At 37.1% G+C, this 26324-nt stretch carries 26 protein-coding genes and 1 pseudogene; 26 read left to right on the forward strand and 1 reads right to left on the reverse strand.

All coding sequences use genetic code 11. The features are described 5' to 3' along the window. The first annotated feature begins 88 nt into the window (after positions 1-88). From ACFX5F_RS02895 to ACFX5F_RS03010, 24 genes and pseudogenes are all read left to right on the forward strand, one after another. Positions 89-1054 (forward strand): DUF438 domain-containing protein, encoded by a 966-nt coding sequence (locus ACFX5F_RS02895; RefSeq protein WP_379849721.1) that lies wholly within the window; start codon positions 89-91, stop codon positions 1052-1054. Between the two features lie 23 nt (positions 1055-1077). Beyond that, positions 1078-1659, forward strand: coding sequence for a cytochrome c oxidase subunit 3 (locus ACFX5F_RS02900; RefSeq protein ID WP_379849723.1), 582 nt, complete (start codon positions 1078-1080; stop codon positions 1657-1659). 2 nt (positions 1660-1661) lie between these two features. Beyond that, entirely contained in the window at positions 1662-1904 is a 243-nt protein-coding gene (locus ACFX5F_RS02905; RefSeq protein WP_379849725.1) for a cytochrome C oxidase subunit IV family protein, read from the forward strand. A 102-nt stretch (positions 1905-2006) separates the two neighbouring features. Continuing rightward, the gene (gene nirK / locus ACFX5F_RS02910; RefSeq protein WP_379849727.1) at positions 2007-3476 is read left to right on the forward strand and encodes a copper-containing nitrite reductase; all 1470 of its coding nucleotides are present in this window, start codon (positions 2007-2009) and stop codon (positions 3474-3476) included. Between the two features lie 182 nt (positions 3477-3658). Then, a pseudogene (locus tag ACFX5F_RS02915) lies at positions 3659-4000 on the forward strand (c-type cytochrome); the annotation flags it as partial. A gap of 19 nt (positions 4001-4019) precedes the next feature. Then, a complete protein-coding gene (locus ACFX5F_RS02920; RefSeq protein ID WP_379849729.1) occupies positions 4020-4802 on the forward strand; it encodes a formylglycine-generating enzyme family protein in 783 nt (260 codons plus the stop codon). 29 nt (positions 4803-4831) lie between these two features. After that, a complete protein-coding gene (locus tag ACFX5F_RS02925; RefSeq protein WP_379849731.1) occupies positions 4832-5428 on the forward strand; it encodes an SCO family protein in 597 nt (198 codons plus the stop codon). 2 nt (positions 5429-5430) lie between these two features. Beyond that, positions 5431-6693 carry an alginate export family protein gene (locus ACFX5F_RS02930; protein WP_379849733.1) on the forward strand — a complete coding sequence of 421 codons (1263 nt, stop codon included), beginning with the start codon at positions 5431-5433 and terminating at the stop codon, positions 6691-6693. A 204-nt stretch (positions 6694-6897) separates the two neighbouring features. Continuing rightward, positions 6898-8067, forward strand: coding sequence for a molybdopterin molybdotransferase MoeA (locus ACFX5F_RS02935; protein WP_379849735.1), 1170 nt, complete (start codon positions 6898-6900; stop codon positions 8065-8067). 53 nt (positions 8068-8120) lie between these two features. Next, positions 8121-8450 carry a winged helix-turn-helix domain-containing protein gene (locus tag ACFX5F_RS02940; protein WP_379849737.1) on the forward strand — a complete coding sequence of 110 codons (330 nt, stop codon included), beginning with the start codon at positions 8121-8123 and terminating at the stop codon, positions 8448-8450. Continuing rightward, positions 8447-9196: a sulfite exporter TauE/SafE family protein gene (locus ACFX5F_RS02945; protein WP_379849739.1), complete on the forward strand. Its 750-nt coding sequence runs from the start codon at positions 8447-8449 to the stop codon at positions 9194-9196. Before ACFX5F_RS02940 ends, ACFX5F_RS02945 begins: the two co-directional genes overlap by 4 nt. A gap of 173 nt (positions 9197-9369) precedes the next feature. Then, entirely contained in the window at positions 9370-9939 is a 570-nt protein-coding gene (gene mobA / locus ACFX5F_RS02950; RefSeq protein ID WP_379849741.1) for a molybdenum cofactor guanylyltransferase, read from the forward strand. Next, positions 9936-10178, forward strand: a complete 243-nt coding sequence (locus ACFX5F_RS02955; RefSeq protein WP_379849743.1) for a MoaD/ThiS family protein — start codon at positions 9936-9938, stop codon at positions 10176-10178. Before mobA ends, ACFX5F_RS02955 begins: the two co-directional genes overlap by 4 nt. A gap of 10 nt (positions 10179-10188) precedes the next feature. Continuing rightward, positions 10189-11247, forward strand: a complete 1059-nt coding sequence (locus tag ACFX5F_RS02960) for a ThiF family adenylyltransferase (protein WP_379849745.1) — start codon at positions 10189-10191, stop codon at positions 11245-11247. Between the two features lie 67 nt (positions 11248-11314). After that, positions 11315-11761, forward strand: coding sequence for a molybdenum cofactor biosynthesis protein MoaE (locus tag ACFX5F_RS02965; protein WP_379849747.1), 447 nt, complete (start codon positions 11315-11317; stop codon positions 11759-11761). Between the two features lies 1 nt (position 11762). Next, the gene (gene moaCB / locus ACFX5F_RS02970; protein ID WP_379849749.1) at positions 11763-12677 is read left to right on the forward strand and encodes a bifunctional molybdenum cofactor biosynthesis protein MoaC/MoaB; all 915 of its coding nucleotides are present in this window, start codon (positions 11763-11765) and stop codon (positions 12675-12677) included. After that, entirely contained in the window at positions 12667-13671 is a 1005-nt protein-coding gene (gene moaA, locus ACFX5F_RS02975; protein ID WP_379849751.1) for a GTP 3',8-cyclase MoaA, read from the forward strand. Before moaCB ends, moaA begins: the two co-directional genes overlap by 11 nt. 378 nt (positions 13672-14049) lie before the next feature. After that, complete coding sequence (locus tag ACFX5F_RS02980) at positions 14050-15528, forward strand: MFS transporter (RefSeq protein ID WP_379849753.1); 1479 nt, start codon at positions 14050-14052, stop codon at positions 15526-15528. A 61-nt stretch (positions 15529-15589) separates the two neighbouring features. After that, positions 15590-17182, forward strand: coding sequence for a magnesium transporter MgtE N-terminal domain-containing protein (locus ACFX5F_RS02985; protein WP_379849755.1), 1593 nt, complete (start codon positions 15590-15592; stop codon positions 17180-17182). Between the two features lie 119 nt (positions 17183-17301). After that, positions 17302-18351, forward strand: a complete 1050-nt coding sequence (locus tag ACFX5F_RS02990; protein WP_379849757.1) for an MFS transporter — start codon at positions 17302-17304, stop codon at positions 18349-18351. A gap of 78 nt (positions 18352-18429) precedes the next feature. Then, positions 18430-20646 (forward strand): molybdopterin oxidoreductase family protein, encoded by a 2217-nt coding sequence (locus ACFX5F_RS02995; RefSeq protein WP_379849759.1) that lies wholly within the window; start codon positions 18430-18432, stop codon positions 20644-20646. A 19-nt stretch (positions 20647-20665) separates the two neighbouring features. Next, the gene (locus ACFX5F_RS03000; protein ID WP_248905206.1) at positions 20666-21235 is read left to right on the forward strand and encodes a 4Fe-4S dicluster domain-containing protein; all 570 of its coding nucleotides are present in this window, start codon (positions 20666-20668) and stop codon (positions 21233-21235) included. 10 nt (positions 21236-21245) lie between these two features. Then, positions 21246-21758: a Rieske (2Fe-2S) protein gene (locus ACFX5F_RS03005; protein ID WP_379849761.1), complete on the forward strand. Its 513-nt coding sequence runs from the start codon at positions 21246-21248 to the stop codon at positions 21756-21758. A gap of 28 nt (positions 21759-21786) precedes the next feature. Continuing rightward, on the forward strand, positions 21787-22032 hold the full coding sequence (locus tag ACFX5F_RS03010) for a DUF6755 family protein (protein WP_165153316.1): 246 nt from the start codon (positions 21787-21789) through the stop codon (positions 22030-22032). Positions 22033-22113: 81 nt separating this feature from the next. Here the strand turns inward: ACFX5F_RS03010 and lysS are convergent, their stop codons facing one another. Then, on the reverse strand, positions 22114-23823 hold the full coding sequence (lysS, locus tag ACFX5F_RS03015) for a lysine--tRNA ligase (RefSeq protein ID WP_379849763.1): 1710 nt from the start codon (positions 23821-23823) through the stop codon (positions 22114-22116). 268 nt (positions 23824-24091) lie between these two features. On the opposite strand from lysS, the gene ACFX5F_RS03020 reads away from it, so the two are divergent. Both ACFX5F_RS03020 and ACFX5F_RS03025 read left to right on the forward strand, forming a co-directional pair. Then, the gene (locus tag ACFX5F_RS03020; protein ID WP_379849765.1) at positions 24092-24625 is read left to right on the forward strand and encodes a hypothetical protein; all 534 of its coding nucleotides are present in this window, start codon (positions 24092-24094) and stop codon (positions 24623-24625) included. A 418-nt stretch (positions 24626-25043) separates the two neighbouring features. Beyond that, the gene (locus tag ACFX5F_RS03025; RefSeq protein WP_379849767.1) at positions 25044-26201 is read left to right on the forward strand and encodes a glutathione-independent formaldehyde dehydrogenase; all 1158 of its coding nucleotides are present in this window, start codon (positions 25044-25046) and stop codon (positions 26199-26201) included. Positions 26202-26324 lie beyond the last annotated feature (123 nt).

Here is a 26324-nt window from a genome sequence, read left to right on the forward strand (position 1 = left end):
AATTATTCATAAAAAAATGGTTTACAAGTTTTACCCTAAAACCAAATTTTCTTAATGGTTCAATATCAACCTTAAAAATTAAATGAAAATGAGCGAAATTTCTAACACCACCACACTCCCTCAAGGACATCCGGTTCAGATTTACTTTCAGGAAAATGACATTATTCATACACTTTTAGAAGAATTGTCAGCAGCAAATCCCAAGGATAATTTTCAAAAATATACTAATATATTCAACCAGCTTCATACCATCGAAAAACGATTTGCTCGTAAAGAAAATCAGCTTTTTCCGTTTTTGGAAAAGAAAGGATGGAACGGTCCTTCTCAGGGAATGTGGTCCTTTCATGATAATTTGAGAGAGCAATTCCGTTTAATTCAGTACTATCTTAAAATGAATAATCCAGAGAAAATTAATATCAATACGCCTTTTCTGGTCAATGGAATTTACAGATTGATGCAGATGGAAGAAACGGTTTTGTTTCCAAATGCTTTAGACCTCCTTACCGAAGCTGACTGGATTGAAATGCGCAAAGGCGAAGAAGAAATAGGTTGGATGCTACCAGAAGCTCCTGCTCCTTATCCAAAACAAGAATACATTCACCCAAGTGAAGATTTTACCAAAAGAGAAATGTCTTTTTCACTCGAAAATACGTCTCATTATGATGAGGGATATATGACGGTGGTGCAAGTAAATTTACTTTTTAAAACCATGCCGCTGGATCTTACTTATGTCGATGAAAATGACAAGGTGATTTTCTATAATCGTGGTGAAGAACGCGTATTTCCCAGAAGTGCTGGGATTATTGGTCGCGAAGTCAAGTTTTGTCATCCTCCTAAAAGTGTTGGGACTGTGCTTAAAATCTTGGATGAATTTAGAAAAGGAACTCAAAATGAATCTTCGTTTTGGATTAATTACAAAGAACGCCTGATTTACATCCGCTATTTCGCAGTTCGGGATGCTGATAAGAACTACAAAGGTGTCATTGAAATGTCGCAGGATATTACCGATATCAAGAAAATAGAAGGCGAAAAACGATTATTGTACTGGGAGTAGATTTATCTTAAAAACAGACAAAAATGGATACACTTAAAATTAATTATAAAAGCATTTATTATCCTCCAGGAGGAATACTGATGTGGATTATTATATTTCTGGAGCTCATTACTTTCGGGATGGCGATTGTGGTATTTGCTTTTTACGCAAGTGAACAACCAGAATTATTTCACCATTCAAGAATGCAACTCAACAGTACATTTGGTGCTATAAACACTGTTTTTCTGCTGACAAGTGGTTTTTTTATGGCGAATGCTGTACATGAATTTAAAGAGAATAACTTAAAAAAATCCTCTTTATATTTTAAATTAACGATGCTTGGCGGGCTGTTATTTTTAATACTAAAAAGCGTTGAGTATTACCATAAAATAGAAGCGGGCATTACACCGGAAACCAATGTGTTCTTTACTTTTTATTGGTTGTTAACCGCTTTTCATCTTGTTCATGTAATCATGGGTTTGGTCATTTTAATCTGGACCAACTATGGAATGATGAAAAAAAAATCGGATACAGGAGTTGAAGACATCGAGGCTTGCGCGGCTTTCTGGCATATGTGCGATTTGATTTGGCTGCTTTTGTTTCCTGTTCTATACTTAATTTTTTGAAAATGAAAAAAACACTGCTTTTTACCTACGGGTTCTTGATTTTATTGACTACAAGTACCGCTTTGATTTCGAATTTAGTTGCAGTTTCAGGTCTTGTTGTTGCTTTAATTATGGGTTTATCAATGCTTAAATTTTTCTTGGTTTCTTTTCAATTCATGGAATTAAAAAAAGCAAATTCTTTTTGGAAGGGGAGTTTGATTTTTGTTTTAGGTGTGATTGTTTTAGTGCTTATTTCATTAAAATAAGATCTAAATTTTTTTATATACATGATAAATATCATAATAAAGGATAAAATTGTCTTTTATTTTTGTAGTGTAAATTAGGACAATTTTAACACCTTTTTAATTATGAAAACTAAATTTAAAATCGCTGCTTGTGTGTTGGCAACGACTGCTATTACAGCAGGATTATTCTCTTTCAGAGACAATTCACCAACAGACTATTCAAAAATATCTGTTGAAGGAGAAACAATCGCTGAACTTACAGCTCCTCCATTAGTTCCAAAACCAATAGGAAATCGTGCAGCTACGAAACTTATTGTCAACATGGAAATCAAAGAAATTGAAGGTGAAATGGTCGATGGTGTGAAATACACTTATTGGACATTTGGAGGGTCAGTTCCTGGAAGTTTCATCAGAACTCGAGTAGGGGATGAAGTGGAATTTCACTTAAAAAACCATCCTGATAATAAATTGCCTCACAACATTGATTTACACGCAGTAACAGGACCAGGTGGAGGAGCCACGTCTTCATTGGTTGCCCCAGGACATGAAAAAGTGTTCAATTTTAAAACATTAAATCCAGGATTGTATGTATACCATTGTGCGACCGCACCTGTAGGAATGCACATTGCTAACGGGATGTATGGGTTGATATTAGTTGAACCAGAAGGAGGATTACCACCTGTGGACAGAGAATATTATGTTATGCAAGGAGATTTTTATACCAAAGGAAAATACGGCGAACAAGGTCTTCAACCTTTTGACATGGATAAAGCCGTAAAAGAAGACGCTGATTATGTCGTTTTTAACGGAAAAGTAGGAAGTATTACCGGAGATAATTCCCTTACGGCAAAAGTTGGAGAAACAGTTCGTATCTATATGGGTAATGGTGGTCCTAATTTGGTATCTTCTTTCCATGTGATAGGCGAGATTTTTGACAAAGTGCATATTGAAGGAGGTGATATGATTAATAAAAATGTTCAAACCACTTTAATTCCTGCAGGAGGTTCAGCGATTGTTGAATTTAAAGTAGATGTTCCCGGAACCTTTATTATAGTGGATCACTCGATTTTTAGAGCATTTAACAAAGGTGCCATAGGAATGTTGAAAGTAGAAGGTCCCGCAGATAAACAAATCTATTCTGGAACCACTCAAGAGGGAATTTATTTAGCCGAAGGCGGAACTATTCAAAACATGCCAAAAGTTAAAAATGAAGCGAAAAATTTGGTTGCCAAAACATTACCACAACAGCTTAAAGCGGGGAAAGAACTTTTTGGAGGGACTTGTTTTGCCTGTCACCAATCTGAAGGACAAGGAATACCAAGCGTGTTTCCTCCTCTTGCCAAATCAGATTACTTAAATGCAGATCCTAAAAGAGCCATTGATGCCGTTCTTCATGGATTAAGTGGGGAAGTAAAAGTAAATGGGAAAAAATTCAATAACGTGATGACCAGTCAAAACCTTACTGATGAAGAAATCGCTAATACATTGACTTACGTGTATGATAGCTGGGGAAATAATAAAACACGAGTTACATCTGCCATGGTTAAAGCCCAAAGAGCAAATTCAACACCACAATCTGGAGGAAGTCATTAAAATAAAAATCGGGAGCTATTTAGATTAAAAGGAATAAACCGCTCCTGTTTTAAATTTAAATTAACAAATTAAAAATTACGATTATGAAAAAGTATGTTTTAGCAATTGCAATAATTGCATTAGTGTTACAAGGTTTTAACACCCTGTCTAAAGATAAAAATGACGGATATATCACAAAAAAAGAATCTAAAAAAGAAGTCTCTTCAGTTGCTGATAAAGGAAAAAGTGTCTACAATCAAACCTGTGTTGCCTGTCATCAAGCTACCGGTTTAGGAATACCGGGGGCTTTTCCTCCATTAGCTAAATCAGACTACTTGAATAAAGATGTCAACCGCGCTATTAAAGGAGTTGTAAAAGGATTGTCAGGTGCAATTACCGTAAATGGTAAAAAATTCAATGGGGCTATGCCTGCTCAAGCCCTTAGTGACGCACAAATAGCAGATGCACTAACCTATGTTTATGCTAGTTGGGGAAATAATAAAACGGTAGTAACAACTGCTATGGTAAAAGCACAAAGAAAATAATAATTTAAAACTAAATACGATGTTTGCAATACCAAAAACGAAAATAATTTTGTTACTATTTTCTTTGTTAATAGCAACATCTATGCTAGCTCAAGATGCTAAAATGGTTTCAATCAAAAGGGGGGCTTATGTTCCCCTTTATGGAACTACTGATAAAAGAACAGTAGAAGTGCAAGGTTTTAATCTGGATGTTTATCCGGTTACGAATGCTCAATTTGTTGCTTTTTTAAAAAAAAATCCAGAATACAGTCGCTCCAAAATTAAAGGCCTTTTTGCAGAAAAAAGTTATTTGGCACATTGGGAAAGTGATTTCAATTATGGAAAGAACAATTTAAGTAATGCACCTGCGACAAATGTTTCGTGGTTTGTAGCAAAAAAATATTGTGAGTGCCAAGGGAAAAGACTCCCTACTATGGATGAATGGGAATATGTGGCTATGGCCGATGAGAAACGAATCGACGCCAGAACAAAAGAATCTTTTAATCATTACATCTTAGCTTGGTATGAAAAACCAAAAACCTATGCCAATCCCGTAGGCGGCACCTTCAAAAATTATTGGGGTGTTTATGACATGCATGGATTAGTTTGGGAATGGACTTCAGACTTCAACAGTATTTTTCTATCTGGAGAATCCAGAAAAGATAAAGATACGGACAAGAACCTTTTTTGCGGAAGCGGTTCTATAAATGCTACTGACTTAATGAATTATGCCGCTTTTATGCGTTATGGTTTTAGAGCCAGTTTAAAAGTAAAATACACTACAAGGAACCTTGGTTTTCGATGTGCAAAAGATTTAAAATAGACACTGAGAATCAATACAAAATAACACAAATGAAAAAAATAGTTTTGGGATTACTCGTAATCCTTTTATCCTTACAGAGTTGTAATTCAAAGAAACACACACCAAATACCGTTAATAAGCCAATATCTGATTTGTCGATATATAACCTTCCTTCAAAATGGACTAATCAAAATGGGGAGAATATAGAAATGAAAGAATTGAAAGGAAAAGTTCTTGTGATGGTTATGATTTATACCTCATGTAAATCTGCTTGTCCTCGTTTAGTGGCTGATATGCGTAATATCGAAGAGCATTTGCCAGAGAATATCAAGAACAATGTAAAATTAGTTTTAGTGAGTATCAATCCTGTTGTTGATACCCCAAAACGATTAAAATCGTTTGCGATCGAAAATAAAATGGATAGTGAACAATGGGTTTTCTTGCGCTCAACAGAAGAAAATACACGAGAATTTGCAGCAGTTTTGGCTGTGAATTACAAAAAAATAGCGCCTTTGGAATTCTCACATTCTAATATAATAAGCGTATTTAATTCCGAAGGGGAATTAGCTTACCAACAAGAAGGTTTGGGCATAAGCTCTGACGAAACTATAAAAAAAATTACTGAAGAAGCTCAAAAATTAAATTAAACATGAAATTACTTAAAACAATTAGTTTATCATTGTTGACAATGGTAAGCATGGGAACCTATGCCCAAGAATTAGATGCAAATCTCCAAATCAGACCGCGTTACGAATACCGAAATGGATTTAAAAGCCTGATGCCAAAAGGGGAAGATGCAGCCTCATTTATTTCGCAACGTTCCCGTTTAAATTTTAATTACAAACAAGACAAATTAAAAGCAAAATTAACGTTACAAAACGTCCGTACTTGGGGAGATGTCGCTACTACCGCACAAGCCGACAAAAACGGAATCGCTTTATTCGAGGCTTGGGCACAATATGATTTTGATGCCAAATGGAGTGCGCGCTTAGGCCGCCAAGTGATTTCGTATGACAATCAGCGTATTTTTGGTGAAATTGATTGGGCGCAACAAGGACAGAGTCATGATGCTGCAGTAATTACGTTTCATCCTAATAACCATCAACTGGATTTAGGATTTGCATTAAATGCAGATAAAGAAAATTTACTAGAGCCTAAAACTGCGTATGCAACTAGCTACAAATCCTTGCAATATGCCTGGTATCACACTCAATTTAGTAAATTGAACATGAGTTTGCTGCTTTTGAATACCGGTTATGAGTTTGAAAAATCAATTGGTAATTTAGAAGTAGATTACAAACAAACTTTTGGAACATATCTCACATTTAAAGATAAAAAATGGGATACAAATCTAGGCTTGTACGGACAAACGGGAAAAAGTAATGATAAAAGTGTGAGCGCTTGGTATGCTGGTGCAAATCTGGGATATGCCTTAACAAATACATTTAAAGCTACTGTAGGATATGAATATCTTTCCGGTAAAGACCAAGATGATTCTAGTGTAAAAATAAAATCATTCAATCCTATTTTTGGAACAAACCACGGATTTAATGGTTTTATGGATTATTTTTATGTTGGAAATCATCAAAATAGTGTGGGATTGCAAGATGCCTATTTAAAGTTAAATTATACGTCTAATAAATGGCAATTTACGTTGATGCCACATGTTTTTAATGCGCCGAATACTGTTTTAGACGCCACCAATAAAAAAATGGATAGTTATCTGGGAACAGAACTTGATTTTACTGCCGGCTATACTCTTCAAAAAGATATTGTGGCTTCGGCGGGATATTCCCAAATGTTTGGTTCTGCAACTTTAGAAAGAGTTAAAAATGTAGCAGAAGCTTCAAATACCAATAATTGGGTTTGGGTTATGATTTCTTTTAGCCCTAGAATATTTAGTTTAAAATAAATTGGATTTAGTTGTTAGCTAATCAAATTCTGTGTTGTTTACCAGTTGGGTTTGGATTTAGATTATAGTTTTGAGAAAGGCTGTGCTGGTTAGCACAGCCTTTCTTTGTTTTATAAAAATGAGGTAAACTCTAAAATAATATGGGTAATACAAGATGGAAAATCATTTTTGAATCGTATTTTTGAATTTAAATAAAAAACAAATATGGTTTCAGTTCAGGACGCTTTTTCGATATTAAAAAATAGTTTACCAGAATCTAAAGAAGTAGAATATACATTACTTCAGGCTCGAAATCACGTCTTGTCGCAGGCACTTTATTCTCCCATTTATATGCCACCATTCAGGCAATCAGCTATGGATGGTTTTGCGCTTTGTTTGCACGATACTTTGGAATATGATATTATCGGGGAGATAAAGGCGGGAGACACACACCAAATGACATTGCTTCCGGGTCAGGCGATAAAGATATTCACGGGAGCTGCCGTTCCGGATTCGACTCAGACGGTAATCCAATTTGAGAAAACTTCAGTCAAAGAAGGAATAGTACTTCTTCAAGAACAAACAAAATCAGGAGTTAATGTAAGACCTATCGGAGAGCAAATTTCGGAAGGGGATTTGGCATTAGGAAAAGGAACGGTGCTCAATGCTGCCGCCATTGGTTTTTTGGCAGGTCTTGGTTTCACTTCGGTAATGGTTTATAAAAACCCAACTATTGGAATTGTTATTACAGGAAATGAATTGGTAAAACCCGGCAACACCTTAGAATACGGAAAAGTATATGAAAGTAATGCTATCATGCTTCAATCAGCTTTAAGCGACGCCAATTTTGATGTGATTGCATTATATGAAGTTAACGATGATTTTGAAAACACCAAAAACAAACTACGCGATGCTTTATCTGCTAATGATGTAGTGTTGGTTTCTGGTGGTATATCCGTTGGCGATTATGATTTTGTGGCCCGTGCTTTAAAGGAGCTTATGGTCGAAACGCTTTTTTATAAAGTAAACCAAAAGCCTGGTAAACCGCTTTTTGCCGGTAAATTGCAGGATAAAATAATTTTTGCCTTGCCCGGAAATCCTGCCGCTTGTTTGACCTGCTTTTATGTGTATGTATTGCCAACGATATCGATACTTTCCGGAAAAACAACCCACTACAATCCGTCAAAAACCATTTCGTTGGCTCATGATTATTCTGTGCGTAATACCCGCAGTCAATTTCTGAAAGTAAGTATTGTTAACGATGAAGCAAGTGTTTTATCGCATCAAAATTCCTCTATGCTCAATACTTTTTCGGTAGCGAATGGTCTTTTGTATCTTTCCGAGGGTGAATACGAATTAGAAAAAGGTGCAAAAGTTGACATTTATCATATTTAAGCTATGGTTCTTTTCGTTATATTTGTAAAAGTATAACGCAAAGAAATTTCGTTTTGAAAATAAAGAGCAAAATTTGGATTGAAACTAACGATAGGATTCTTATCAGTGAAGGTCGGGTTCAATTGTTAAAACTAATTGAAGAAACGGGCTCCCTGAATAAGGCTGCCAAAGTCATGAATTTATCCTATCAAAAAGCGTGGAAGCTAATGGATACCTCCAATAAAGCGGCCAAGAGTCCATTAATAGAAACGCAGGTAGGCGGAAACAAAGGCGGCGGTACAGTACTTACTCCTTATGGGAAATCACTTATAGACTCTTTTGAAGCCATCAATGTGGCCTGCTGGGAATTTCTGGACGAACAACTCAAAAAACATTCATTATGACGGTGACTGATTTATTAGACATGCCTTTGTTGTTGCTGTTATTGCCAATAGTAGCTTTTTTGTACGCTAGTGTTGGTCATGGTGGAGCGAGTGGTTATTTGGCCTTGATGAGCGCATTCGCTTTCCCTGTAACGTTTATGAAACCAACTGCTTTAGTGCTTAATATTTTGGTTTCGGGAATTTCCTTTTATTTTTATTACCGAGAGAAAAAATTCAGATGGAATCTGTTTTATCCTTTTGCCATTACATCTATTCCGTTCTCATTTTTAGGAGGATATCTTACCGTTCCTACGTTTTATTATAAAGTAATTCTAGCGACAGTGTTGTTTTTTGCAGTACTAAGATTAGTAGGATTTTTGGGTAAAGAAAAAAAGGAGATGAAGCCATTAAATTTATATGCCGCCTTAATTGTAGGAGCAATAATAGGTTTTTTGTCTGGTTTGATAGGAATTGGAGGCGGAATAATTTTGAGTCCTGTAATTATCCTTTTGGGCTGGGGAACCATGAAACAAACAGCTGCCGTTTCGGCTTTATTTATATTAGTGAATTCCATTTCGGGAATTTCGGGTTTCCTGTTAAAGGGAGGCGTTTTGCCTGAATCATCGTTTCCGTTAATAGGAATTGTTTTTGTAGGTGGATTTTTTGGCGCTTATTACGGAAGCAAGAAATTTAATTCTGTTATTTTAAAAAATGTACTCGCGCTTGTCCTTGGAATAGCAATTTATAAATTATATGCGACAGCTTAAAGAGGGAAGAAAATAGAAGTAATAAAATATAATTAAGAAAAAAGAATAGAAAAAAGAATAAAGAGAATAGAAATGTGTCAGTAGACAAGAAACTAAATAACTTACCAAATATTAGATTTCCTTTTCATCTCCCCCTCCTTCGGAGGGGGCGGGGGGAGGAAAAAGAGACACCAATGAAAGACAAAATTACAGCATTCATTCTGGCTGGAGGGAAAAGTCAACGTATGGGAACCGATAAAGGCTTGTTGCTTTTGAACGGAAAAACATTTGTAAGTCATATTTGTGAAGCTGTAAAACCTATTGTGGGTGAGAATATTGTGATTGTTTCCTCGAATGCTGATTATGATTTTTTAGGATATACCCGCATAGAAGACATCGTTCCAGAGAAAGGACCAGTTGGCGGAATTCATACCGCTTTGCAACAGACTGATACAAAGCTGAATTTTATACTAAGCGTGGATGCGCCCTTAATTTCAACGGATCTATTGCTTTGGATATTTGAAAATCGGGATGATTCTTATGGAATGACCCAAGTGCAACTGGAAGACAAAGCCTATCCGCTTATTGCAATTTATGACCAATCCTTAGGAACTATTTTTGAAGAAAATTTAAAAAAAAATCAGCTAAGGTTGCGTCAGGTAATTAATGAAATAACACATCAAACACTACTGATTCCTGAAAAATGGAGTGATCAGGTACAAAATATAAATACTCCTAAAGAGTATCAAAAAATACAATTATGATTCTAAACGTTAAATATTTTGGAGTATTGGTTGATATAACCAAGAAGAAAGAAGAGCAGTTGGTGTTGGATGAATCCAATCTGACGGTAAATTCTTTGAAATCAAAAATGGAATCCGTTTATCAGGAATTGCAAAAAAACAGTTATTCCATAGCTGTAAATCAGACGATGGCGGGGATGGACGTAACTGTAAAAGATCAGGATGTAATAGCTTTTTTGCCTCCTTTTGCAGGAGGATAAAACATAGAAAATGAAAAATACAACACGCTATTCCAGACAAATAGTTCTTCCGGAAATTGGACTTTTAGGACAGCAAAAATTACAAGGTGCTCACGTTTTGATAATTGGTGCAGGTGGTTTGGGGTGCCCAGTGCTGCAAAGCCTGGCTGCTGCTGGTGTGGGAAGTCTCGGAATTGTGGATGGTGATGTGGTGGAGGAAACAAATTTGCACCGTCAGTTGCTGTACTCCCTAAAAGATATCGGAAAGGGTAAAGCAGCAACAGCTGCAGAAGCCGTTTTGTTATTAAACCCAGACGTGAAAGTTACTGTGTTTCCAGAGTTTTTAAATAAACAAAATGCCTTCGATATCGTGGGGAATTACCAAATCATTGTTGATTGTACCGATTCGATCGGGGTTCGCTATCTGATCAATGATGTGGCGGTGACCAAAAATATTCCGGTGGTCTACGCTTCGATTTATAAATTTGAAGGGCAGGTTTCCGTATTCAATTATAAAAATGGTCCGAGTTACCGGTGTCTTTTCCCCGAAATCGAAAGTTTAATAACCGTTCCCAATTGTGTTGCCTCAGGAGTTTTAGGAGTATTACCCAATACGTTGGGGGCATTTCAGGCTACCGAAGTGCTCAAAATTATCCTTGAAATTGGATCCGTGCTGTCGGGGAAATTGTTAATCTATGATGGATTGCACTATCAAACACAGCTAGTCGATTTTGCCAAGAATCCAGCAGCAATAGAAAAAGGACGTATCAACGGATTAAAAATTTTAAACCAAGAAAATGCTGAATTAAAACAGGCTTTAGATCGAGAAGCTTTTTTAGAAAAATGCCGTCAGGACAATTGTTTGATTATTGACATTAGGGAAGCCTACGAAGAACCGGAATGGAAGGGAGCGAACGTTGTCAACGTACCTCTTGCCGCATTGGAAAACTATTGCGGTCAACTTGATAAGGATGAATCCATCGTGCTGTTTTGCCAAAGCGGACAACGCAGTCAATTGGCTTTAGCCTATTTGAAAAAAGAAGGATTTACAAAGCTTTCACATCTTGAAAATGGAATTCAATCCTTATAAAAAGCAATAGTCAATGGCAAGAAATAAAAAATGAATAATTACAATGTAAAATTAAAATGATCTATTAATGTCAACAACAAAACCTAAAAAAACATCCTTTATTCTAGGCCCTATATCGGCGGAATTTATAGGGAATTCGATTGCCAAGCACCAAAGTAAAACGACTATTGGCGCACATAATATTTTTTTAGGACAAGTTCGCGCCGATGTGATTGACGGAAAAACGGTTGCAGCTATTGAATATACGGCTTATGAAGAAATGGCGGAGCAAACTTTTCATGAAATTCGCGAAGCGGCTTTCGCCAAATATGAGCTTTCGTGTTTGCACATTTACCACAGTCTGGGAACGGTAAAAACAGGTGAAATCTGTCTGTTTGTTTTTGTATCGGCACCAAGACGGAAAGTGGTCTATGAAGCCTTGGGATTTTTGGCCGAAGAAATAAAAGAAAAAACAGCCGTTTTTGGCAAAGAGTTATTTGAAGACGCATCTTATACTTGGAAAAAAAACACATAAAATGGTAGATATCACCCATAAAATAATCACCCAGCGCACGGCAACCGCCCAAGCCATTGTGAAACTAGGTTCGCCGGAAACCATGCAAGCCATTTTGGATAAAACCGTCCCAAAAGGAGATGTGTTGGAAGTATCCAGAACGGCGGGTTTGTTTGCGGTAAAAAACACCTCCAATGCTATACCGGATTGCCATCCTATGCCGATAGAATTTACCGGAATCCAGTTTGAATGCTTGGAAGATGAGGTTCGAATAGAAGTGACTGTGAAAGCGATTTACAGAACAGGTGTTGAGGTCGAAGCCATGCATGGCGCGTCCATCGTGGCATTGACGATGTACGACATGCTCAAACCTATTGACAAGAAGGTGGAAATTTCGACCATAAAATTACTGCACAAAAAAGGCGGGAAATCCGATTATGGTAACAAACAAGTTCAAAACCTTTCAGTTGCAGTCATGGTGTGTTCGGACAGTGTTTCCAGCGGAAAGAAAGAAGATAAAGCGGGAAAAGTAATTTCGGATAAAATCAAAAACTTAGGATTAGAAGTTTCCAATTATATTATTATTCCGGATGAGGTTTTGGACATTCAGAACACCATCAATACATTATGTGCTCAAAAAACGGATTTAATCATTATAACTGGCGGTACCGGATTGTCAAATAGAGACGTAACGCCCGAAGCCGTGATTCCGTTGCTCGATTGTCGCATTCCGGGTATCGAAGAAGCGATTCGTTCCTACGGTCAGGATCGTACGCCTTATGCGATGTTATCCAGAAGCGTGGTGGGTTTCAAAGGAAATACATTGATCATGGCCTTGCCCGGTTCTACTGCGGGTGCGGGCGAATCTATGGATGCCGTTTTTCCTTCGGTATTGCATTTATTTAAACTGCTAAATGGATTCAACCATGGAAAATAACATTCAAATGCAGGATTCTCATGGACGCGGACACAGTTATGCGCGCATTTCGATTACAGAGAATTGTAATTTGAGATGTACCTATTGCATGCCAGCCGAGGGGATTGCGCTTACGCCAAAAGCGCATCTGATGACTGCAGATGAAATTATTACTATTGCACAAACTTTTGTCAATTTGGGAGTAAATAAAATTAGACTTACCGGTGGTGAGCCTTTAGTTAGGAAAGACGCCGCAGCCATTATTCAAAGATTAGGAAAACTGGGAGTGGAGCTCACCTTAACGACTAACGGAATCCTGGTGCATGATTTTATAGATACCTTTAAAGAAGCAGGAGTGACCACACTGAATGTCAGTATTGACAGCCTAAAGGAAGAGAAGTTCAACCAAATTACGCGAAGAAATTATTTCGATAAATTTTGGAAAAATCTGGAGTTGCTTGATGCCAATGGCTTTCAGCTGAAACTGAATGTGGTGGTGATAAAAGGGTTCAATGACAATGAAATAGTTGACTTTATAGAATTGACCAAAGAACGCAACATCCAGATACGTTTTATAGAATTCATGCCTTTTGACGGCAACCAATGGAACAAAGACAAACTGGTGTCTTATGCCGAAATCCTCACCCAAGTCAATTACAACTATTCTGCTGAAAAAGTAGAACGAATGATCGACAAGCCAAACGACACTGCCAAGAACCATAAAATAGCATCCTATAAAGGAAGTTTCTCGGTGATTAGTTCCGTTACGAATCCTTTTTGCAGCACGTGTAACCGCATTCGCCTCACGGCTGATGGTAAACTGAAAAACTGTCTTTTCTCGAATACGGAAACTTCCCTGCTCGACACTTTAAGAGCTGGGGGAGACATAGAACCGCTGATTTACCAAAACATAAAATCAAAATTTGCAATGAGAGGCGGGATGGATGATGACGCCAAATTTCAAAACCCCAAATTGTTCTCGCAAAACAGGAGCATGATCAAGATTGGGGGATGATTTTTTTTTCCGCAAAGAGCACAAGAGTTTTTGTTAAGTTCATAAAGTAATTTTTTTTTTTCATAATGATTTCTTATTTTGAATTCTATTTCTTAATCCGTTTCCTTTTTTCAAGAGTAGCTTCCACTTACTACTCTATTATTTAAAATCAACAAAATATTTTTTTTAAACCAACAATGCTCTTTCTTCCGAAATACTTTTTTATGACTGCAATCATATGTGCGTAATTAGTTTGTTATTAATTATTTATGTGTAAATTCGGGTTAAAATTTAAAATATAATATCGCTAAATAGTCCTTTTTATGGGCTGACTGACAAATATCATATTTTTGGTTGCGTTAACAGATTAATTTTACATCATTATCAAATGGATATTTTATGAGTAGTTTATCGCAATCCCACAAAATTTTATTTCTGAACACATTAGCATTTTCCATCTGTTTTGCCTGTTGGACGTTAAATGGTGTTTTGGTCACTTTTTTGGTTGACAAAGGCATATTCAATTGGAGCGTGGTGGAAGTGGGTTGGTTGCTGGGAATCCCAATCTTATCTGGATCCATATTTCGTCTCCCAATTGGGATTTTGACCGATAAATACGGAGGTAAAATTATATTCTCCATCTTGCTGTTTCTCTGTGCTATCCCGATGTTTTTGCTTCCTTTTGCCGATACGTTTTGGAGTTTTGCCATATTAAGCTTTCTTTTCGGATTGGTAGGGACCAGTTTTGCCGTTGGTATCGGATACACTTCGGTTTGGTATCCACAAAATTGGCAGGGAAGAGCCTTGGGTGTTTTCGGAATGGGAAATGCCGGTGCGGCCATCACTACTTTTATGGCACCTACCTTGTTAAATAGATTTTCTGAGAACGATCCCATAAATGGTTGGAAAATGTTGCCTATAACTTATGCTTCTGTATTAGTTGGTATTGGTATCCTCTTTATCATATTCGCCAAAAATAAAAAACCGTCAGGCGATTCTAAAAACATTAAAACACTATTAACCCCATTGAAATCAGCTAGGGTTTGGCGTTTTGGAGCCTACTACTTTTTAGTGTTTGGTTGTTTTGTAGCCTATTCACAATGGTTATTGCCTAATTTTATGAATGTATATCAAACGTCACTTGTAATGGGAGGAATGTTTGCCACAATGTTTAGTTTGCCATCAGGTATCATCAGGGCTTTTGGGGGATATTTATCTGATAAGTTTGGGGCCAGAAAAGTGATGTACTGGGTTTTGGGTTCGTCTATTGTAATCAGTTTCTTATTGATGTTTCCCAAAATGGAAATCACCACAGCAGGACCGGGCGTTTTGGCCACCGAGAGCGGAGTTATTACAGCAGTGACTCCTTCTGAAATTATCATAAATGAGAAAGCACACAAAGTAAATTCAAAAACCGTTGCAGTTGAGAGCGAAGAGGCTATTTTACCCGTAAAAACTTCTTGGCAGGAAATTGTAGTTAAACAAAATCAAGAGGTAAAAAAGAAAGAGCTTTTGGCTAAAGGAATTACCCAAATTAAATTTAGTGCCAATATGTGGGTCTATCTCATACTGGTTATTCTTATAGGAATATCTTGGGGAATTGGTAAAGCGGCGGTTTTCAAACACATCCCCGAATATTTCCCTAATGAAGTAGGAGTTGTGGGTGGTATGGTCGGATTAATAGGAGGGCTGGGCGGTTTTATCGGGCCAATAATTTTTGGATATCTCCTTAATTTTACCGGATTGTGGACCAGTTCCTGGATTTTCATCTTTATCATTTCTATTGTTTGTTTGTTGTGGATGCACAGAACAATTATCAATATCATGAGAACTAAAATGCCTAATTTCACAAGAGGAATCGAACATATAAATCATTAACAATAGTCAAAAAAAGAATTACAATAAAAAATAACAATACAATTAATAAATCCAATCTATTATGAAAACTTGGCTAGACAAATGGGAACCGGAAGATGAAAAATTCTGGAATGAAACGGGGAGTAAAATCGCTTGGAAAACGTTGACAATTACAACTTTGTCACTGATTCTGTCATTTGCCTCTTGGTTTATGATGAGTGTAATAGCGGTTAAATTACCGGGGCTTGGTTTCCCATTTTCAAAAGATCAACTTTTTTGGCTGGTTGCCATACCGGGTTTGGCTGCGGGTATTTTAAGAATTATTCATACGTTTATATTGCCTATTTTCGGAACGCGACATGTAGTCGCTTTGGCCACTTTTATTAAATTAATTCCGGTAATTGGAATTGGATTTGCGGTAATGGATGTCAATACACCATTCTGGATCTTCGCTGTATTGGCTTTTACTTGTGGTTTTGGTGGAGGTGATTTCTCTTCCTATATGCCAAGTACGAGTTTGTTTTTTCCTAAAAGATTAAAAGGAACTGCTCTAGGAATACAGGCGGGTATTGGAAATTTTGGAGTTTCGTTGGCGCAGTTTATTACTCCACTTATCCTTAGTGTTAGTATTTACGGTGCAGCATCGGTATTTACAAGTATAGATGCAAAAGAAACATTAACTGTTTTTAAAAGTTCAAGTATTGAAAAACAAAAAGAAGTTTTCGCGGCCTTAGACACCGAAGTGCAAACTAAAATTTTATCTAATGTTAAGAAACCAATATTAGATTCGGTTACAGCGGCTACTCATTCTACAGATAATGCTGTCATTTTTGCCTCCTTGCCATTAAAAGCAAAATCAAAAGCGATTGCTAATGCCAATCCAAAGTTGGCCGAGAAAATATTAAACAAAATTAGCCCAGAAAATGCTGCGGTAAAAAACAAGGAAGTGTACATCCAATCGGCTGCTTTTTGGTACATCCCTTTTCTTTTGATATTGTCAATTATCAGTTGGTTTTACTTAAGAAGTATTCCGATGAAAGCGTCTATAAAAGAACAATTGGATATTTTTAGCAATAAGCATACTTGGTATTGTACGATTACTTATGTAATGACTTTTGGAACCTTTGCTGGTTTGTCTGCTGCTTTTCCTTTGATGATTAAATTTTTATATGGTGATTTTCCAGATGCCCCGGATCCTTTAGTTTATGCTTTTTACGGACCACTTATAGGTTCTGCCAGCAGAATTGTTTTTGGTTTTGTTGCCGATAAAGTAGGTGGGGCGATATTGACAACAGTTACCGGTTTGGGAATTCTAACCGGTGCTATTTTATTAGTTACCCAAGGATTGGTTGCACCAACGAGTATGGAGCAGTTCCCGATGTTTGTTGGGGTAATATTGGCCATGTTTTTATTTGCAGGGATTGGAAATGCAGGTACTTTTAGACAATATCCTATCATTTTTGCCGAAAATCAACGTCAGGCGGCGGGGGTTATTGGTTGGACAGCAGCCATTGCCGCATTCGGACCGTTTATTTTTTCGAAATTAATTGGAAATAACATCACTGCTAACGGAGGAGCAAATCAATTCTTCATTGGGTTGATTCTTTTCACTACATTAGCAACAACAATTAATTGGTGGTTTTACAATCGTAAGGGATGTGAAAAACCAAGTTAGTCTATTAGTTCATTTTCGTTTCAAAAAAGGGGAATTCAATCATAAGATTACAAGGGTATTTTATCTTGTAGGTTTCCTAAAGAAACGTTTTAAATACATACTTATTAAATTTTAACGAAATGAAAAATAGAACTTTTAATACCAAAGCTTTACTTATAGCCACTGGAATGTCAATATTTTCTATAGTACTGGTATTCTTTGGTTCTAGAAATTTACAGAATTTTGACGCTGCATTAATCACCTATTTATTCGGGACCGTTTTTGCTTTTTTTGGCATCGTTTATCGGTATTCTGTTTGGTTGCAAAGACCTCCAACATGGATTTATTTTAAGAGAGGGATAACGTACTTGGTTACCGGAAAAGTGTTTTCGCATTTTTGGTTTGCTTCCAAAGAAACCATCGAAAATATTGCCTTTCAAAAATTTATTTATCCAAGGGGTAAATACCGATGGATGGCGCATTTTATGATTGCTATAGGTTGTACTTCGGCATTTTTAATTACAATTCCTTTGACCTTTGGATGGATTCATTTCACGATGGCTCCGAATAGCATATCGCTATATGAAGCTCATTTTTTTGGTTTTAAAGTGATGGAGTTTAAACTGGATTCCATTATGGCTTTTCTAACTTTTCATGCGTTAAACTGGTCTTCTTACTTAGTGATTTTGGGTTCTTTGTATTACCTGAGAAGACGTTTGACGAATCCGGGATTAATCGCTACGCAAACATTTGAAGGGGATTTATTGCCGCTTATTTTGTTGATTGCAATATCAGTTACAGGATTAGGATTAACCTATTCGTATCAGTTCATGAAAGGGTTCGCTTTTGATTTCTTGGCGGTAATTCATGCGGTGACTGTTATTATGTTTTTGATTTGGATTCCGTTCGGGAAATTCTTTCACATCATTCAGCGTCCTGCCCAGATTGGTGCTCATATTTATAAAAAGGAGGGAATGAAACAGGGAATGGCAGTTTGCAAACATACAGGAGAAGAGTATGCTACAAATATGCACATCAATGACCTTAAAAAAGTAACCAAAGAACTTGGTTTTGATTTCAGTATGGAAGATGGCGGTTCTCATTTGGATTTGAGTCCAGAAGGGAAGAGATCCCGTTTAGCACAAGCCCATTTGAAAGCAAGACAAGCAGGCGGAAATTTATTTGGATAGTTTTGTTATCAGTATTCAGTCGCAGTTTACAGTTAGCATATTAAACATAAAAAAACTAAGAAGAGAAAATATAAAAACATGGCAAAATTACCTGTTTCAGCAGAAAAAATAATTGAAGATTTTGGTCCGCATCTTAATTATAGTCCAAAAGAGGGCTTTGATGGGAGAGACGAACCGGATGATGTGGTGAAAACCCATTGTTGCTTTTGTGGGATGCAATGCGGAATTCAATTGTTAGTTAAAAGCAATAAAGTGGTTGGTTTTGAACCATGGATGGAATTTCCTTTTAATGAAGGACGTCTTTGTCCAAAAGGAGTACAACGCTATTTGCAAAATAACCATCCTGACCGTTTATTGGGACCTATAAAAAGGGTGGAAGGAAAAGGTTTTGAGTCTACTTCTTGGGATGAAGCTATGGATAAAACGGTTTCGGAAATTAAGCGCATTCAGGAAAAATACGGAAAAAATGCTTTTTCAATACTTTCCGGCGTTTCATTGACCAACGAAAAAAGTTACCTCATGGGTAAATTTGCCCGTGTAGCTGTAAAAACAAAAAACCTGGATTATAACGGTCGTTTGTGTATGGTAAGTGCGGGTGCGGGTAACAAAAAGGCATTTGGATTAGACCGAGCTTCTAATAATTATTCGGATTTAGAATATGCCGAAGTGATTATTGTGGCTGGTGCCAATATTAGTGAAACTTTCCCAACATTGACACACTGGATTTGGAAAGCAAGAGATCGCGGTGCCAAATTAATTGTAATCGATCCAAGAATGATACCGCTTGCCAGAACAGCCGATGTTCATTTGGATGTAAAACCCGGAACCGATTCGGCTCTTTACGGAGCGATGTTGAAATATCTAGTGGATCACGACATGCTGGATCATGATTTTATAGATAATCATACTTCAGGTTTTCAAGAAACATTAGATGCCGTGAAAGATTACACGCTGGAATGGGCGGAAGAAATCACGGGAATCAAGAAAGAAAAAATAAAAGAAGCCGCTGAGTTGTGGGGTAAAGCTAAAACGAGTTTCTTACTTCATGCTCGTGGAATTGAACATCATTCTAAAGGAGTAGATAATGTTTTGGGTTGTATTAATTTGGTTTTGGCAACAGGACGAATTGGTAAACCGTACTGTGGATATGGGACGATTACCGGTCAGGGAAATGGTCAGGGAGGAAGAGAGCACGGTCATAAATGCGACCAGTTACCCGGAAACCGAGATATCGAAAACCCAGAACATCGTAAATACATTGCTGGTGTTTGGGGAATTGATGAAAAGGACATGCCTGGAAAAGGACTTTCGGCATATGAAATTATTGAGGCAATTCATCGAGGCGAAATCAAAGGACTATTGTCTATTTGTTTTAATCCTTTAGTGTCATTGCCAAATAGCAACTATGTTAGAGAAGCCTTAGAAAAACTGGAGTTTTACGTTTGTATCGATTTTTTTCTAAACGAAACAGCACGCCATGCCGATATTGTTCTGGCGGGTTCTTTACAAGAAGAAGAAGAAGGAACAACTACATCAGCAGAAGGTAGAGTAATTCGAATTCGTCAGGCAGTAACCCCTCCGGGAGATGCCAGAACCGATACTTCCATTATCTTGGAATTGGCGAAACGTTTGGGTCAAGAAGATAAATTTACATATGATACCAGCGAAGCGATTTTTAATGAATTGCGTGTTGCTTCAAAAGGAGGGACAGCGGATTATAACGGAATTACCTATAAAAGAATAGAAGACAATATGGGAATTTTTTGGCCATGTCCAACTGAAGATCATCCGGGAACTCCTCGTTTATGGGAAGATAAAAAGTTCAAAACGCCTGACGGCAAAGCTCATTTTAATCCAGCACCCTATAAACTTCCAGGTGAAGTAACCGATGTGGATTATCCTGTGATTTTAACTACGGGACGTGTTGTTTCCCAATATTTAAGCGGAACCCAAACGCGTAGAATTGGTAAATTGGTGGATCAGTTTCCGGAGCCATTATTAGAGATTCATCCTACTTTGGCCAAGCAATATGGTATTCAACAAAGAGAATTAATTAAGGTTTCTACCCGAAGAGGGGAAGGAATTTTCCCTGCCAATATAGTAGAAACCATTAGAGAAGATACTGTTTTTATTCCCTACCATTGGTCTGGAAAAAAATCAGCAAATCAACTGACACCCGGTACATTAGATCCGATATCTAAAATACCGGAATTCAAAGTATGCGCCTGTCATTTGGAACCACTGAAAGAAATCGCTCCACCATCCAAAGAATCTAAGGCTTATGCCAGCGTTTAATCTATAAAAAAGCTAAAATATGAACTATACCAGTTTTAATACAAACGAAGAGTTTTTTGTAGATATGCAACGTTGCATTGGCTGTAAAGCTTGTGAGTTGGCTTGCGCCGAATGCGAGACCAACGGTCAGGACTCTATGATTCATGTCAATTATGTCGATCGTGCTTCAACGGTTCAAACAACGGTTCAGGTGTGTATGCACTGTGATGATCCTGTTTGTGCCAGTGTTTGTCCTGCTGATGCGATATCAAAAGACGAATTCGGAATCGTACATACTGCCAATACCGAAAGATGTATTGGTTGTTCGAATTGTGTTATTGCTTGTCCTTTTGGTGTGCCAAAGAAAATTGAAGAATATGATTTGATGATGAAGTGTACGATGTGTTATGACAGAACGAGCGTTGGGAAAAAACCAATGTGTGCCACCGTTTGTCCAAGTGGTGCGTTGTTCTACGGTACAAAAGCAGAAATCGAAGAAATGCGTCCGAATAGTTCCCCCGTGAATACCTTTGTTTTCGGAAAAGAAATTGTAAATACCAAAGTGAATATCATGATGCCAAAAGGCAGTACTGAGTTGATCATTTATTAAAAATAGACCCATGTCAAAAGAAGATAATTTAGATAAAAACTGGAAAAAAGACTTTCCAATTTTAAAACAAGAAGCCACACAAGTCAGTCGTCGTGATTTTGCGAAGTTCTTAACGCTAGTTTCTGGAGGATTAATGGTTGGTAGCGGTTTGGTTGCTGCCAAAGCTTATTTATTGCCTAAAGAAGAAGTGGCTGGCGAGCATTTTGTTTGCAAGCAAGACGAAGTTCCGACAGGAGGAACACGAGGTTTTGTAATTGAAGGAAGTACCGTTCCTTATATTTTGATTCATCTTGAAAATGGGGAATACAAGGCTTATGAGCAAAAATGTACGCATCTTTCTTGTTCCGTTTTTTACAAACCAGGAACTGGTATTATCCATTGCCCCTGTCACGAAGGTTCGTTTGATGCTATGACTGGCGATGTAATTGCAGGTCCGCCGCCAAGAGCTTTACCTAAACTAGATGTTTTTTTCAAAGACAATGATATTTACGTAAAAGCATCCGAAGAAAAAGTGTTTAGTTAAGAACCAAGAATAATCAAATTCAATTGTTATGAGTAATTTTAGAACAAGTCAAAACAAAGCCAATCCAAACAAACTAAACAATATCTTATCGACGCTGATATTCATTTTAATCTTAAATGTAACTATTCAGATCTGGTTGTTGTATGCCTCCTTGAATAATGCTTTAGATAATAATAGAGAAATTCTCATTCCCGCATTTATTGCCTCCTTGATTTTGTTTTTGATTGGTTTCAGCTGGCTTTATTATTTGCCAAAAGGGAATTATAGAAAGTAGTATTGCTATAGTAGACGATATAATTTATAAAAAAGGAGCTTCGATTGAAGCTCTTTTTTTTATATAATTGCACAGAATAAATTATTCTTTCAATCGACATGCTTTGCTTTCTCCTTCAACAACCACTTCAGTCATTCCTAAAGAAGATAAGTTTTTCATGGCTTTGTCCCATTTTTTACCACTCAATTCCGATTTGATTTTTAATAATCCGAAATCCATTTTGCTGTCATTCGTTTTCAAGATTGCAACAATCAGTTTCTCATCATCTTCTAATTCAATTTGAACTTGTTTTTTCTCTGGTCGCATTTGAGGGAACAACAATACTTCTTGAATAGAAGCATTATTGGTCAGGAACATCATCAAACGGTCCATTCCAATTCCTAATCCGGAAGTTGGTGGCATTCCATATTCTAATGCTCTAAGGAAATCCTCATCGATAATTCCGGTTGCTTCATCATCTCCTTTTTCAGACAATCGCATTTGCTCTTCAAAACGCTCTCTTTGGTCAATGGGGTCGTTCAATTCAGAGTAAGCGTTCGCTACTTCTTTACCGCAAACCATCAATTCAAAACGCTCTGTTAATTCCGGATTGTCACGGTGTTGTTTACAAAGCGGAGACATTTCTTTTGGATAATCCGTGATGAAAGTTGGCTGAATATAATTCCCTTCGCATTTTGCGCCAAAAATCTCATCAATCAATTTTCCTTTACCCATGGTTGCATCCACAATAATACCCATTGCTGTTGCTGCATCAAATAATTCCAATTCACTTTTTCCTGAAATATCAAAACCAGTAAATTGTTTAATAGAATCTGTCATTGTAACTCTAGCATAAGGCGCTTTGAAGTTCACAGTATGTTCTCCGAAAGTTGCTTCTGAAGTTCCGTTTACACTTATGGCGCAATGTTCCAACAAGTTTTCGGTGAATTTCATCATCCAGTTGTAGTCTTTGTAGGCTACATATATTTCCATGGCAGTAAACTCTGGGTTATGGGTTCGGTCCATTCCTTCGTTACGGAAGTTTTTAGAAAACTCATACACTCCATCAAAACCACCAACAATCAATCTTTTTAAGTATAATTCATTCGCAATACGCATGTACAAAGGCATATCAAGCGAGTTGTGGTGCGTGATAAAAGGACGCGCCGCAGCACCACCAGGAATTGGTTGCAAAACAGGCGTTTCTACCTCAAGATATCCTTTGTCATTAAAGAAAGAACGCATCGCATTGAACAATTTTGTTCTCTTGATAAACGTTTCTTTCACGTGATCGTTCACGGTCAAATCCACGTAACGACGACGGTATCTTTGTTCAGGATCAGCAAAAGCATCGTGCGTTTTTCCGTCAGCATCCGTTTTTACAACAGGAAGTGGTTTTAAGGCTTTTGCCAAAACCGTCAATCCATTAACATGCACTGAGATTTCACCCACTTGTGTTTTGAAAACCGTTCCGCGAATCCCAATAAAATCGCCAATATCCAATAGTTTTTTGAAAACCACATTGTACATTGTTTTCTCCTCATCCGTCGAAATATCATCTCTCGAAACATAGATTTGAATACGCCCTTCAGCATCTTTCAATTCCGCGAATGACGCCTTTCCCATGATACGCTTACCCATCAAACGCCCTGCTAAAACAACTTCTTTTCCTTCGTACTTCTCGAAATCGGCTAGGATTTCGCTGGAATAAGCGGTTGTGATAAATTCGGCTGCTGGATAAGGCTCAATGCCTAAATTGCGTAATTCGGTAAGTGCTTCTCTACGTAATATTTCTTGTTCGGATAATGCCATTTTATGCTGTTTTTAAGAGCGCAAAGATACTATATAAGTTCTAAAGTTTAGAGTTTAAAGTTTACCGTTTTTTGGAGCATAACATTTCGTTTTTTCAAGACGATTTGTCCCGCTATTCGCTCTATCTTTTTTTCTTGTTCGAAAAAAACAAGAAAAAAAGGATGCCGCTGCTATCGGGGCTATGCTACTTCTTTTATTTTTTATAACGACATGAAAAATAGTACAAATCATGTATATATGAATTCAAATTATTTCGTAAAAAAATCCAATGAAAAAATACATTATATTATTTTTGACGGTATTCCTAACAAGTTGTCAAGTCACAGAAACCATCCATTTAAACCAGGACGGAACGGGAAAAATAGAAACTGAATCACTTCGCGATGAGCACAGTTACATGCAATTAGCGGAGGAGAATTATTCGAACGAAGAAAAATTCGAGGATACAACTTATATTTTCAAGGATTTTATAACAAAATATGCGGAGACATTCTCAAAGCTTCCAGCATCGGAAAAAACTGTTTTTCAAAAATATGCCACTGTAAATGTTCATATCAAGAGAAGTTCCTACGAGAAAGAATTTAGAACAAAAATCAATCAAAACTTCGATAAAATTTCAGCAGTTCCGGATTTATACAAAACCCAGGAATATGCGGATGATTTAGAACATAATTATGCCTTGACAGCCGAAGAACATTATTATAGTGTGAGTTATGCTTTTGACGGAAGTCTTTTTAAAAGAACAGGAAGAATCACAGATCCAGTTGAATTAAAAAAACAGCAGGATAAGATTGACGGGTAAAAAACGCAAGTTTCTAAATTCAAAATTACGAAAGACTATGTTTTAAAGTATTATTTTTCTAGAAAAATATAGTCAGTTTCAAACCCGAAAGCAAAAATTAGTGAAGACCGCAAATCAATGAAACTACAATTTTCTATAACTGATTGCTTACAAAATCCTGAAATCACTTCGCTAGAAGTGCTTTTAGAGTAGCATTTTTACTGTCCTTTTATATAGGAAAGGAACCGCTACAAAATAACATTTTAGTTTCAAGCATATTTTCGCATTCTTAAACTATAACACTATATTAACTAATTGATATGTAGGCGATTAAAAAAATAACTATAACTTTAAATCTTTATTAAATACCAAAAATGTATTGAAATTACAAGGAATAAATACCTAAACTAGTAAGTATAACGATTTAAATATAGATAGTATGAAAGCAATTGTTTATTACGGCCCACTAGATGTAAGGGTCACAGAAGTGCCGGATGCCATAATTGAGCAACCGACGGATGTATTGGTAAAAATAACCGCAACTAATATTTGTGGGTCTGATCTCCATATGTATCAAGGTCGAACGGATATGGAATCCGGAAGGATATTTGGACATGAAAATATGGGTAGAGTTGTGGAAGTGGGTAAAGCCGTAACACAAATTAAAGTGGGAGATATGGTTTGTCTTCCATTCAATATTGGATGTGGTCATTGCCGCAATTGTGAAAATGGTTTAACGGGTTTTTGTCTTACAATGAACCCAGGATTTGCAGGTGCTGCTTATGGTTTTGCCGGAATGGGCCCTTTCAGTGGGGGGCAGGCCGAATATTTGCGCGTTCCTCATGGCGATTTTAATTGTCACAAATTACCGGAAGACGCTGTTGAAAAAGAAAATGATTATGTAATGTTATCTGATATTTTCCCGACTGGATACCATGCCACTGAATTGGCATGTGTACAACCGGGGGATTCAGTAGTTATTTATGGCGCAGGTCCAGTTGGGCTTATGGCAGCACATTCGGCAAGCATTAAAGGTGCCAGTAAGATAATGGTGGTGGATAATCATCCTGACCGGTTAAAGCTTGCTGAAGAACTAGGTGCTATTGCTATTGATTTTTCAAAAGGTTCCGCGGTGGAACAAGTGCTGGAACTAACCAAAGGAATGGGTGCCGATAAAGGTTGCGAATGTGTCGGCTACCAATGTTGTGACAAACATGGTACAGAGCATTCTAATATAACGATGAACGAACTCGTCCAAGCCGTAAAAGCGACAGGTTGCATCGGAGTTGTTGGGGTCTTTGTACCAAAAGATCCGAAATCAAAAGAAGAGTTACAAAAAGAAGGACACATGGATTTTGATTTTGGTCAGTTTTGGATGAAAGGGCAACGAATTGCCACGGGACAGGCGAATGTAAAATCATATAACCGCCAACTTTCTACGTTGATTTCTACGGGTAAAGCAAAACCATCATTAATTGTCTCGCATGAACTTTCATTAGACGAGGCTCCTGATGCCTACAAACATTTTGATGCCCGTGACAATGGATGGACAAAAGTGATATTAAAACCAGAGATGGTTACGGGTAAAAAATCATAAATTATTTAACCCGTTGGGTGTAATTATTTAAAGCAAAATAAATTGATTAGATATTGGTCAAGATACTGAAATTCAGTATCTTGAAGTCGCTAAACAACCAATATCTATGTCAAATATAGTAAA

Source organism: Flavobacterium zhoui, from assembly GCF_042787235.1.
Lineage (GTDB): Bacteria > Bacteroidota > Bacteroidia > Flavobacteriales > Flavobacteriaceae > Flavobacterium > Flavobacterium zhoui.

Excerpts from the sequence above, each read along its gene's own strand:
- ACFX5F_RS02895 (WP_379849721.1), top strand. The coding sequence starts at position 89 with ATGAGCGAAATTTCTAACACCACCACACTCCCTCAAGGACATCCGGTT.
- ACFX5F_RS02900 (WP_379849723.1), top strand. The coding sequence starts at position 1,078 with ATGGATACACTTAAAATTAATTATAAAAGCATTTATTATCCTCCAGGA.
- ACFX5F_RS02905 (WP_379849725.1), top strand. The coding sequence starts at position 1,662 with ATGAAAAAAACACTGCTTTTTACCTACGGGTTCTTGATTTTATTGACT.
- nirK (WP_379849727.1), top strand. The coding sequence starts at position 2,007 with ATGAAAACTAAATTTAAAATCGCTGCTTGTGTGTTGGCAACGACTGCT.
- ACFX5F_RS02920 (WP_379849729.1), top strand. The coding sequence starts at position 4,020 with ATGTTTGCAATACCAAAAACGAAAATAATTTTGTTACTATTTTCTTTG.
- ACFX5F_RS02925 (WP_379849731.1), top strand. The coding sequence starts at position 4,832 with ATGAAAAAAATAGTTTTGGGATTACTCGTAATCCTTTTATCCTTACAG.
- ACFX5F_RS02930 (WP_379849733.1), top strand. The coding sequence starts at position 5,431 with ATGAAATTACTTAAAACAATTAGTTTATCATTGTTGACAATGGTAAGC.
- ACFX5F_RS02935 (WP_379849735.1), top strand. The coding sequence starts at position 6,898 with ATGGTTTCAGTTCAGGACGCTTTTTCGATATTAAAAAATAGTTTACCA.
- ACFX5F_RS02945 (WP_379849739.1), top strand. The coding sequence starts at position 8,447 with ATGACGGTGACTGATTTATTAGACATGCCTTTGTTGTTGCTGTTATTG.
- mobA (WP_379849741.1), top strand. The coding sequence starts at position 9,370 with ATGAAAGACAAAATTACAGCATTCATTCTGGCTGGAGGGAAAAGTCAA.
- ACFX5F_RS02955 (WP_379849743.1), top strand. The coding sequence starts at position 9,936 with ATGATTCTAAACGTTAAATATTTTGGAGTATTGGTTGATATAACCAAG.
- ACFX5F_RS02960 (WP_379849745.1), top strand. The coding sequence starts at position 10,189 with ATGAAAAATACAACACGCTATTCCAGACAAATAGTTCTTCCGGAAATT.
- ACFX5F_RS02965 (WP_379849747.1), top strand. The coding sequence starts at position 11,315 with ATGTCAACAACAAAACCTAAAAAAACATCCTTTATTCTAGGCCCTATA.
- moaCB (WP_379849749.1), top strand. The coding sequence starts at position 11,763 with ATGGTAGATATCACCCATAAAATAATCACCCAGCGCACGGCAACCGCC.
- moaA (WP_379849751.1), top strand. The coding sequence starts at position 12,667 with ATGGAAAATAACATTCAAATGCAGGATTCTCATGGACGCGGACACAGT.
- ACFX5F_RS02980 (WP_379849753.1), top strand. The coding sequence starts at position 14,050 with ATGAGTAGTTTATCGCAATCCCACAAAATTTTATTTCTGAACACATTA.
- ACFX5F_RS02985 (WP_379849755.1), top strand. The coding sequence starts at position 15,590 with ATGAAAACTTGGCTAGACAAATGGGAACCGGAAGATGAAAAATTCTGG.
- ACFX5F_RS02990 (WP_379849757.1), top strand. The coding sequence starts at position 17,302 with ATGAAAAATAGAACTTTTAATACCAAAGCTTTACTTATAGCCACTGGA.
- ACFX5F_RS02995 (WP_379849759.1), top strand. The coding sequence starts at position 18,430 with ATGGCAAAATTACCTGTTTCAGCAGAAAAAATAATTGAAGATTTTGGT.
- ACFX5F_RS03000 (WP_248905206.1), top strand. The coding sequence starts at position 20,666 with ATGAACTATACCAGTTTTAATACAAACGAAGAGTTTTTTGTAGATATG.
- ACFX5F_RS03005 (WP_379849761.1), top strand. The coding sequence starts at position 21,246 with ATGTCAAAAGAAGATAATTTAGATAAAAACTGGAAAAAAGACTTTCCA.
- ACFX5F_RS03010 (WP_165153316.1), top strand. The coding sequence starts at position 21,787 with ATGAGTAATTTTAGAACAAGTCAAAACAAAGCCAATCCAAACAAACTA.
- lysS (WP_379849763.1), bottom strand. The coding sequence starts at position 23,823 with ATGGCATTATCCGAACAAGAAATATTACGTAGAGAAGCACTTACCGAA.
- ACFX5F_RS03020 (WP_379849765.1), top strand. The coding sequence starts at position 24,092 with ATGAAAAAATACATTATATTATTTTTGACGGTATTCCTAACAAGTTGT.
- ACFX5F_RS03025 (WP_379849767.1), top strand. The coding sequence starts at position 25,044 with ATGAAAGCAATTGTTTATTACGGCCCACTAGATGTAAGGGTCACAGAA.